A 9,704-nucleotide genomic window follows, 5' to 3' on the forward strand; every position below is an offset into this window, starting at 1 on the left:
GCTACCCTTCAAAAATTTACACTTCTGGATCGAAAGTTTTACAATCTGTTTCTTCCGTTGTAGATGCATGTTTACCTTTATGACTTACTACGTAAATTGCCTCTGCACTACATTTATTACCGTTCGCCCAAAATTTACAGTTGTTTACTTCACATAAAACGTCTTGTGCCATAGTATCACACCTCCTTGTTCTATTATCATTAACAAAATTCGGAGGTATGATACTCTTTGTCATGCATTTTTTATTCCCTTTTTAGCTTTCTTAATGGTTCAATATCTCCTTGTACAATCACATCTATATTTCCAGTTATTTTTTCAATGTCAAAATGCCACCATTGAATTTGCAATAATTCTTCTATTATTTTATTTGAAAATCTCTCTTTTATTTTATTTGCAGGATTTCCACCAACAATTGTATATGGTGCGACGTCTCTAGTCACAACAGATTTAGCTGCAATGATTGCACCATCCCCTATTTTTATTCCGGGCATAATAGTTGTGTCCATACCAATCCAAACGTCATTTCCTATAACTGTATCGCCTTTGTAAGGTAAATCAGACAAACTAGGTGTATACTTCTCCCACCCATTTCCAAAGATATTAAATGGATATGCCGAAAATCCATCCATCCGATGATTCGCTCCATTCATAATAAAGTTAACTCCAGATGCAATACAACAAAACTTTCCAATAGTTAGGAGATCCCCAAGAAATTCATAATGATGTAATACTCGATCTTCAAATGTTTCTCCATCTTTCGCATCATAATAAGAATAATCACCAACAAGTATATTAGGTTTTGTTATTGTATTTTTTATAAATTGAACGTTTTGATTTCCTTCAATAGGGTATTTAATATTTGGATTAGGATTCATTTTGTACGGCACTTCCTTTACCACTTAGTTCACTTTCTACCGCTATTACTGGCTTTAAATTGTATATAGGTAAAATAAACAATAATCCAATTATAAAAAGTAAAGCCGTCCCTTCATACATCATACTTAATGAAAACATCTCTTTTAATGAGCCAGCTATACTCATCGTTACTACCATTGATCCGGTAAATAGCGGACTTAAAATACCATTTACACGACCTATAAAATCAGTATCGCTATTTTGAATAATAAGCGTATTAATACCAATTTGGATACAAGGAAGAGCTAAGCCACTAAAAAGCTGAGCTGTAAGTGTCACCCATAAATTTGTAGAATATCCTATAATGCCAATACCAATTGCTTGACCAAGCATACCGATAATTAACATCTTTTGCGGAGCAACGTTTTTCGCAAATACCATTGCTAATGCTCCGCCAACAATCATTCCCGCACCATTTACTGTTAGTAGCCACTGTAAACTCTCTTTTGATAATCCTAACTGCTCAGTCACAATAAATATACCTAATGGCTGAATTAATCCTATACCTAGTCCTGCAGCCATAAAACAAAGCCCTAGCAAAGTTAATGCTTTTTTCTTTTTGACATACTTAATACCATCCTTCATCTCCTGCAGCAGAGTGATATCTTTGTTTTCTACGTCGTTTTCAAGATCTTTCGGAAGAAATAACAATACAACTGCCGCAAGTAAAAAAGAGATACCTGTTATGATGATTGAAATATAAATTCCAAAACTATGAAAGATAAATGTCCCTAGGATTGGTCCTAATACCATAAATATTGCAAATATCGTTTGATATATGGACATTGCTAATTGGATTTGTTCCGTTGATAAATGTTGTTTAAACAACTTCATGCCAGATGGTTGTGAAAACTGTGAAAGGATTGCAGAGATGAGTGTCACAAAAAACACAATTTTCCACGTTCCAAACATAAGCGTAATTAATACAGCGAATACTGAAATGGCACTTAACGTTTCACACCATATCATTGTCTTCTTTGGCTTCCACCTATCAGCAAAAGTACCGCCAATAAATGAAAAAATAAAAATTGGAGCGAATTCAGCAACTGAAATCATCGAAATAGCAAAAGCATCACCTTTTGTCATTTCCATTACATATAGTAATACCGCAAAGTTTCGAACCCATATTCCTATTTGTAAAAATAATGCTGATGCTAAAATCCCTTGTACAAACCGATTTTTTAATACTTGTGATACCCCATTGTTTTGTTTCGTTACTACATTTGTCGACATAAAAAAGCCTCCTATTTCATGTTCTGAACAGGAGGCAGCACAAATCATATAAAAAGACTATATATTCGCAGAGCGAAATACATCCCTTTTCTATAAATGTACAGACTAACCCTATTCAGAAGAATATTTCGTTTTTTAACGAAGATCTCTTACAAATAGAATTAGTTGATCATTGGGATGTTTTCACCCTTCCGTTTCGAATTTAAATAACACATACATACTCTATGTAAATTATTTTCGATGTATGCATGTCTCCTTTTAACTATTCTAGAAAGTTAAAGGCAATTCCTCTAAAGAACGCATTAAATAGTTACCTTGCCATTTAATTTCTTCACGATCGCCTTTTATTTGTAGTTCAGGCATTCGATTAAACAAAGTAATAATAGCAATCTTTGCTTCTAACCTCGCAAGTGGAGCACCTAAGCAGAAATGGCTACCATGACCAAAGGCAATATGGCGATTATTTTCCCGAGTAATATCGAATACTTCTGGGTTTTCAAATACAGTTTCATCACGGTTTGCAGAAGCTAAGGCAATGACAACCATATCTCCTTTTTCAATTGTTCGATCATGAATTTGAAAAGGTTCATCTGCCCATCTTGAAGTTGTAACCTCAACTGGAGAATAATATCGTAATCCTTCTTCAATAGCGGCATCAATTAATTTTGGATTTTCTTTTAATAACTGTAATTGATTTGGATTTTCGAGAAGCGCTAATACCGTATTTGTTATTAAATTTACCGTTGTCTCGTGCCCCGCCACAATTAGTAGCATTATCATTGAATATAGTTCCCGAGCGCTAAGTTTATGTCCTTCACTCTCTGCAAGTATTAAAGCACTCACCAAATCTTCTTTTGGCTCTTTTCGTTTAATATCAACTAAATATTGAAGGTATGTAATAAACTCAGATAGTTGCTTTTCAGTTTCTTTTATTTCTTCTGGTGTTTCTGGGTAAGCAATGACAGCATGAGACCAAATTCTAAATTTCGCTTGATCTTCTTTTGGAATACCGAGCATTTCACTTATTACAATGATCGGTAAAGGGAATGAATAATCATCAACAAGATTTAATGAATTCTTTCGCTCGACTTCATTTAACAAATCATCTGCAATATGCTGTATTCTTCCTTCCAATTGCGTGATCATCTTCGGTGTAAAAGCTTTTTGTACGAGTGATCGTAAACGATTATGGTTAGGTGGATCTGAATTTAACATATGAGTAGTTAAATGATCACTATTGTCAACGGTAAGAAACACATTCAATGCATCTTGAGAAAATACATTGGCTGGATCTTTTTTTAAGCGACTGTCTTTTAAAAGCGGCAAGGCATCTTCATATCTTGTGATAAGCCATTCCGCACCTAGTTCAGTTTTATTCACAAATAAGATAGGTTGCATTTTTCTAGATTCTTTATAAATTTCATACGCATCTTCCTTAAATTGAGCTGAAGCTAAATTAATGCCATCCTCTATTTTTAGTCCAACTTTATTTTTCATTGACATTGTATTCCCTCACTCTCATTTGTTTTTGAAAACCAACCCAACATATGCATTATACTCTAATAAAAACGTGAAAATTGTAAATTTTTAACCAAAATCTTACTTCGTATATTGAAAAATAAAAAAGTGAGAGAGTAAAATTGTTTCACTCACCCACTTCTCTTTATGCGAAGCACATAAAATTACTAATTTGTTGATAGCGATAACTTACTTTACGACGACGACCACCTTGCCAAGTGTAACCCGATACCCCATTTCTTCTCACTTCAGTTGGAAAGAACCATAAATCTCTTCCAAAAGGACCAGGACGATGTAAACGTAAATAGCCCCATCTTCCTAGACAGTTACACATCCATGATTTCATATTGCCTGCTTGAGCTGGAGACGCAAACGTAGACGGTAACGACGGAGCTTGCGACGGCGGTGGTGACGTTGGAGCATCTTCCGCATCATCTGGTCTATAGTCTTCTTGTTCAATATCTCTCACTTCATTTGTAGGTTCATACCCGTAGTTTTGTGGATAATAATACATCGCTTGATCATATGGATAATTTTGTTGGTTATACATATTAATAAATCACCTTCTTTTCATTCATTACCTTTAACATTCATATGTGATATGCCCTCTCTGGGAAGCTTATGTATAGCCCAAATTCAACTTAAAAAGCTCGTATTATTAAAAATACGAGCTTTTCAAAAATAGAATTTGTTTATTATTTCCTTAACTTCACACTATAAAAACGCATTTCATCTAACGAACCTTCAAATTCAAATACTTCTTGTTTAATTAATTGTTTCAAGCGATATTCTAAGAAAGTATCTCCAACCAATTGTTCAACAAGACCAAGTGCTTCACCAATTACTCTAGGAGCTTTGAGGAACTCTCGATCAGCACCCACACTTTTCGCACATTCAATTATAAATTGATCAAAATAATCTTCTTGTACAGAATGCACTTCATTTTCTTCCCACACTCTTAAACATTCTATGCTTTTCGATAATCTATCCCACTCATGTTCAAAATTCATGCGCTTCTCTTCAGTTAAATAAGGTAACTTTGCAAAACTTTTTTGGAATAGAGCTAAACTTTCAGGTGGTAATTCTCCCGTTCCACGAATATCATATTCTTGTTTTAATATTTCTCTACTTGCTTCAGACGTATTAATAACTCGAATGTTTTTCTTATGCTTTAATTGTGTCATTACAAAACTTAAGCCTACATGTTCATGCGCATTATCGGCTTTCCAAATTGTAATAGGCGTTTCAGTAGGAATTGAATGTAGATCTTCTAAAGTTTCTATAAATCTTAGCAAATATTCTTCTTCAAAATAACTATCATAAGCAGTTAAGTTATTTATTAACCACTTCTGTCTTGCTAGTTGCCCCTCATTCGTATGCAACTTATATATTGGTCCAATTGAAAAGAATTCAGAAAAAGTAACAATACTCTCTTCATATAATTCTTCTTGATTTAACATATATTTTAAGCAACCAGCCGTTGAATCATCAAAGGCAATATGTACGTGCGTACTTTCTTTTACATTCCTTTTATAAGTAGGATTACTCGTTAATTGTTTTGGAATATCCATCAAATTTTTAATTGTATCTTCACTATAGTTTTCTTCTAATAAATTCAACTGTATGAGAATGCTTTGAAGTAAATCTTTAGCCTCATCTTCGTACATATCCTCTACAGCATTTTTAATTTTATCTATCACACAAATCCCTCTATTCATTTCAAAAATAACGTAGATTATAGTGTATCATTTTAGTATAGTTCTTTAAAGTCAAATCCGGATTGCTACAACAATCTGGATTTTCAACAAAAGCTCTCCTTATATTTTTGAATTGCTAAATATTTTTACTTTGAAAATCCTTGTATCTAAATGTATAATTATATAAAAACAAAAATATAGGAGCTATATTTATGGATAGAGTACTTACAAATTATAAACATTACTTAAAAAATTGGAGATTTATATTTATTTGCATACTACCTGCTATCGCCTTATTAGTTACTTTCTATGTCATCTTCGAACTACTGTTTCATCAAGATTTCTACTTATCTAACTTAATTTCTGCTATCATATTATTTTTAATATTTATTAACATTAAAGATAAATTTAAAATTAAAGGCTAAAGAACACTATTTCAAAATAGCCCTTTATTATTGCATCCTACTATAAAATAAGGCTCGTAGTAAATTTTCATAAAAAATAAGAGCACCCTGCAATTGGATGCTCTTATGTGATTAGAGGTTTTTTCTGAGTATTAAGTAGGACACGAAGATCTTGTCCTACTACATAATATATGCTTGTACTTATTATTTCGTGCATATATTAAGCACCATGTTCAGGTACTTAATATATGCATAGTCATTGCTAAAAAATCTACTCAAAAATTCACTTCACAATTTCATAATTATAAATTAAAAAAACATCCTCAATGGATGTTTTTTATCTAACGATTTTAAGCTTCCATAAACTTAGCCGGTACACCAATTTTTTCAACTACAGAAGATATATTAGTAGGATTAATCATTACATTTTCAATACATACTAATTTATTTTCTAATATCCCATTCTCTGTAGTAATAAGTTCTTCAAACCGATCTAAAGTCATTGAGAATTTGTGTTCACTTCCACCATTCATACTAACTTTTACATACTTCATAGTGTCACCGCCTTTCATAATAATTTACATTTCGACAAGAAGGCGCTTACATCCTTTTTATTTACTCTTAGATTTCTCACGTTTACATATATTTTGAGAAAAGAAACTACTATTATTTACTCACAAAATTATTGCTAATAAGAAAGATAAAGATAACAATACACAAAGTGGAATATATAAACCGGTATCCATTCTAGCAAAGTGCGTATCTTTTTGTCGTTTAAAGATACCAAAATAATTGAACTCACCAATTACTCTAATAGAAAAGACGATCATACAAATCCAGGAACCGACTTGAATAATAACATTAGGAACTGCAAAATGAACAATTTTTGCTTGTTGCAACAAAATTATTGCTGCCATACTTAATAATAATGCAATGAACAATGTCATTCCGGCACGAGGTGTAAACGCCTTTTCCCCTGATTTAGTTGGAATAACACTATTTGTCCCCCAATTACCTCCGAAAGCCCAATATACATGTAACAAGCTAACTAAGAATAATATACAAGCAGATATATATGTAATGATAAGCATTTTATCCTCTCCTTATTTTATTTAAGTTCCCACCTATAAAATATGCTATTCCTCCCTCATTAGCAATCTTTATTTAATTACATAAAAAACCGTAATGATTTATCAATATTAAGATAAGTCATTACGGGGTTATTAAACTGCATTATGCATTATACCTATTTCTTCGGCGTTCCATCCTTGTTTGACCTTGAACTGCATTTTCTTTGTATGAATCTATTTGCTCAGTCATTTCATATGTTGCAACTGGTTCTTCGTACTTATACTCATGGATCTTTTCTGGCATTTTACTTTTAGATTCTTTCCCACCAAACTTAAATAGTTTCATCTTTAATTTCGGCAATCTTGGAAGACGAATCTTAATTGATAATCTTTTGCGTTTCTTTTTTGGTACAAGTAGATTTATATTTTCTTCTTTATTATCTTTCTTTTTGCGGTGAATGAACATCGCAAGTAATCCTCCTAATACAAGCCCTCCAATTAATAGTAATATATATACATAATGGCTTGTCATTAAACTCGTCATGCGTTCAAGTATGACTAACGACTGTACCTCTTTTATATCCCATAGTAAAGCGGCCCATAATGAGAATAAGCCCAAAGTAAGTCCATATGTACGAAAACGGAATAAACATGGAATTAACGCGACACATGCAGCAATTTTCGCATTTGCTATGATTGAGCTTGTTGAAATATCCTGATGCCAAATAACTAACAGTAATGTTATAAATGGCGCATACGCTATCCAGCTGCATATACGTGAATACATCTTTTTAGCAAAATAACTACCGAAACTAGTAAAAAATAAAAGCCCTCCAATAAATAGAGATTGTTCTAGAGGGATTTGCTTTGTAAGTCCTGCAATTGGAAAGAGGCCGCTCAGTAGCATTAAGAGCACATCTAATTTCTTCACAATTCCCCATTCCTTTCAAATTTTTTCAATTAATAAAAATCGTTTTTCCATATGATATAGTTTTTGTATTTCTAAAAAACATATTAATCCTGTCTGCACATAAAGTAAATATGTAAACGAAAAGATACTTGACAAAAGATATCCTTATTTACATAAAAAAATGACAAATCCTGATCGATATAACGAGCAGGATTTGTTTACTAGTATTTAAAGTAGAATAATTGTATCTTTTTTTTCTACTTTTACTACATCTACATCCAATTCATCATCAAACTCTTTAAACTCTCTTGCATCTATGTCAGTAATATAGCTCTTTATTATTTTTTCCATATGTACGGAATATATCATATGTATATTCTTTTTCGAAAGCATACTAGAATTACAGCACATGTAATGTATCATTTTAGCGATATAATCCCTTTCTACAGGTTTTACACCTAATGGTAGAATTTCAAGTATATATCGCTGAAAAATTTCACTACAATTAAGTGAATATTCACCAGTGCTATAATACATCCCTTTTTGATCTGCATATAAGCCAATGCTATCTAGAGCATCATCACGTTCTATTGCCCCGTAGCTTGGTACATCAAAACCTGTATTTATTCTAATAAGATTTAAGTTTGGAACCTTTAACACCTCAGGAACAATATCAGGTAAAATATCTGTATTAATTTCTTTATTTTGTAACTCTTTTATCCAATATTTTCTCAAATTCGCATCTACAATGAAGTAAACTTGTTCATTTTGTTCTTTTGCATATTGTACGATTTCCATTAATGTTTCGAAAACATATTGTTTAAAAAGAGCCCCCATATCATTTCTCTTTGATGGTTGTGGTAAAAATGCATTATGTTTATTTATATTTAATAATACGTAATCAATCGTTTGCCACTCTGTATTCCCATATAATTTATATAAAATTTCTTTTCCTTTTATTTTTGAAAAAATGGGTAAGAAATCAAATTTCGATATTCGTTCAATTGATAAATTAACATATGTACAAGGTAAATTTATCTTATTCCAACCACGCTTCAAAAATCCTTTTTGTTCTAATAAACTAAAAACACTATTTACAATTGTGTTACGTGATACACTTTGGCCTATAAATAAATTAATAAATGTTGAAATACGGTTTGTTCGTGCAAATCCCTCTCTAATGATTTGTTTTGGATCAATTTTTTCGCGTCCATCACAATTTTTCATTGCGATTAATGCTAATGTCGCATCACTACGCTCACCCGCGGTAGCATAGACAGCTTTCGTAACATCATCTACAAGATTTGTTTTGTATTTTTGGCAATATTGCATTTTATATGGATTTTGTAACACCTTTTCAATATTGTATCTCACAATCTTTAATAACACTGGAAAATCTGTATTCAATACATAAGAATTTTCACCAATTTTAGCCAAAACAACTTCGCTATCAAGTAATGCTTGTTCTATGTCAAGTGCTATATTTTCAGACCAAACTTCTAATGTTAATGTCTCTAATCCTTTTGGTGCAAATAAAGGAAATAATTCATTTTCGTTATTTGTTGCTACCTTTTTACATTCTGGAAGTATTGTGAAATAAGAGAATTTGCGCTGGAATTCTTTAAACAAATACTCTCTTTCCTTTACTTTTATACCCGGTTCTATTTTAGTGCCTGGAACTTTATATATTCTCTCATTGTATGGAAATAACACTCTTTTATTTGCCCCTACAATATAATCTTTCGGATATTGGAGAATATGGTCTAAATCCACCTCTCCACCTATATGAAAATTATCTTTTAAATTTCTAAATATCTTAATCCATTTCATGCCGGTTGTAGCTTGTTGTATTTTTAGTTTTACAAACCGTATTTTTTTATTATTTGATGCAAACTCTGGGGTAGTATAAATGCTAGTTTAAATGTACACATTAACACTTGAATAATCATGTACATTT

Annotated in this window: 11 protein-coding genes; 1 reads left to right on the top strand and 10 read right to left on the bottom strand. The window is 32.0% G+C overall.

Annotated elements, in window-relative coordinates; translation table 11 throughout:
* Positions 1 to 16: 16 nt before the first annotated feature.
* The 6 genes from ACODS7_RS21810 to ACODS7_RS21835 all read right to left on the bottom strand — a co-directional run bounded on the left by ACODS7_RS21810 (position 17) and on the right by ACODS7_RS21835 (position 5,366).
* Positions 17 to 172 carry a DUF1540 domain-containing protein gene (locus ACODS7_RS21810; RefSeq protein WP_000046095.1) on the bottom strand — a complete coding sequence of 52 codons (156 nt, stop codon included), beginning with the start codon at positions 170 to 172 and terminating at the stop codon, positions 17 to 19.
* A 70-nt stretch (positions 173 to 242) separates the two neighbouring features.
* Entirely contained in the window at positions 243 to 875 is a 633-nt protein-coding gene (locus ACODS7_RS21815; RefSeq protein ID WP_029442441.1) for a Vat family streptogramin A O-acetyltransferase, read from the bottom strand.
* On the bottom strand, positions 865 to 2,148 hold the full coding sequence (locus ACODS7_RS21820) for an MFS transporter (RefSeq protein WP_029442440.1): 1,284 nt from the start codon (positions 2,146 to 2,148) through the stop codon (positions 865 to 867). The genes ACODS7_RS21815 and ACODS7_RS21820 overlap by 11 nt, the downstream gene beginning before the upstream one ends.
* A 267-nt stretch (positions 2,149 to 2,415) precedes the next feature.
* Complete coding sequence (gene cypA, locus ACODS7_RS21825; protein ID WP_029442439.1) at positions 2,416 to 3,651, bottom strand: cytochrome P450; 1,236 nt, start codon at positions 3,649 to 3,651, stop codon at positions 2,416 to 2,418.
* Between the two features lie 160 nt (positions 3,652 to 3,811).
* Positions 3,812 to 4,216 carry a hypothetical protein gene (locus ACODS7_RS21830; RefSeq protein WP_029442438.1) on the bottom strand — a complete coding sequence of 135 codons (405 nt, stop codon included), beginning with the start codon at positions 4,214 to 4,216 and terminating at the stop codon, positions 3,812 to 3,814.
* Between the two features lie 145 nt (positions 4,217 to 4,361).
* Entirely contained in the window at positions 4,362 to 5,366 is a 1,005-nt protein-coding gene (locus ACODS7_RS21835; protein WP_029442437.1) for a DUF1835 domain-containing protein, read from the bottom strand.
* Positions 5,367 to 5,575: 209 nt separating this feature from the next.
* Here ACODS7_RS21835 and ACODS7_RS21840 point away from each other — a divergent pair, with 209 nt between their 5' ends.
* On the top strand, positions 5,576 to 5,788 hold the full coding sequence (locus ACODS7_RS21840) for a hypothetical protein (RefSeq protein ID WP_016081449.1): 213 nt from the start codon (positions 5,576 to 5,578) through the stop codon (positions 5,786 to 5,788).
* 329 nt (positions 5,789 to 6,117) lie between these two features.
* Here ACODS7_RS21840 and ACODS7_RS21845 read toward each other — a convergent pair whose 3' ends face one another.
* The 4 genes from ACODS7_RS21845 to ACODS7_RS21860 form a co-directional block, all read right to left on the bottom strand.
* The gene (locus ACODS7_RS21845; protein WP_000878369.1) at positions 6,118 to 6,321 is read right to left on the bottom strand and encodes a hypothetical protein; all 204 of its coding nucleotides are present in this window, start codon (positions 6,319 to 6,321) and stop codon (positions 6,118 to 6,120) included.
* A 120-nt stretch (positions 6,322 to 6,441) separates the two neighbouring features.
* The gene (locus tag ACODS7_RS21850; RefSeq protein WP_088114822.1) at positions 6,442 to 6,858 is read right to left on the bottom strand and encodes a DUF3995 domain-containing protein; all 417 of its coding nucleotides are present in this window, start codon (positions 6,856 to 6,858) and stop codon (positions 6,442 to 6,444) included.
* Positions 6,859 to 7,000: 142 nt separating this feature from the next.
* Positions 7,001 to 7,768, bottom strand: coding sequence for a DUF3959 family protein (locus ACODS7_RS21855; protein WP_088114823.1), 768 nt, complete (start codon positions 7,766 to 7,768; stop codon positions 7,001 to 7,003).
* Between the two features lie 207 nt (positions 7,769 to 7,975).
* Entirely contained in the window at positions 7,976 to 9,658 is a 1,683-nt protein-coding gene (locus ACODS7_RS21860; RefSeq protein WP_243168469.1) for an RNaseH domain-containing protein, read from the bottom strand.
* Positions 9,659 to 9,704 lie beyond the last annotated feature (46 nt).

The organism is Bacillus sp. FG16 (assembly GCF_057809515.1).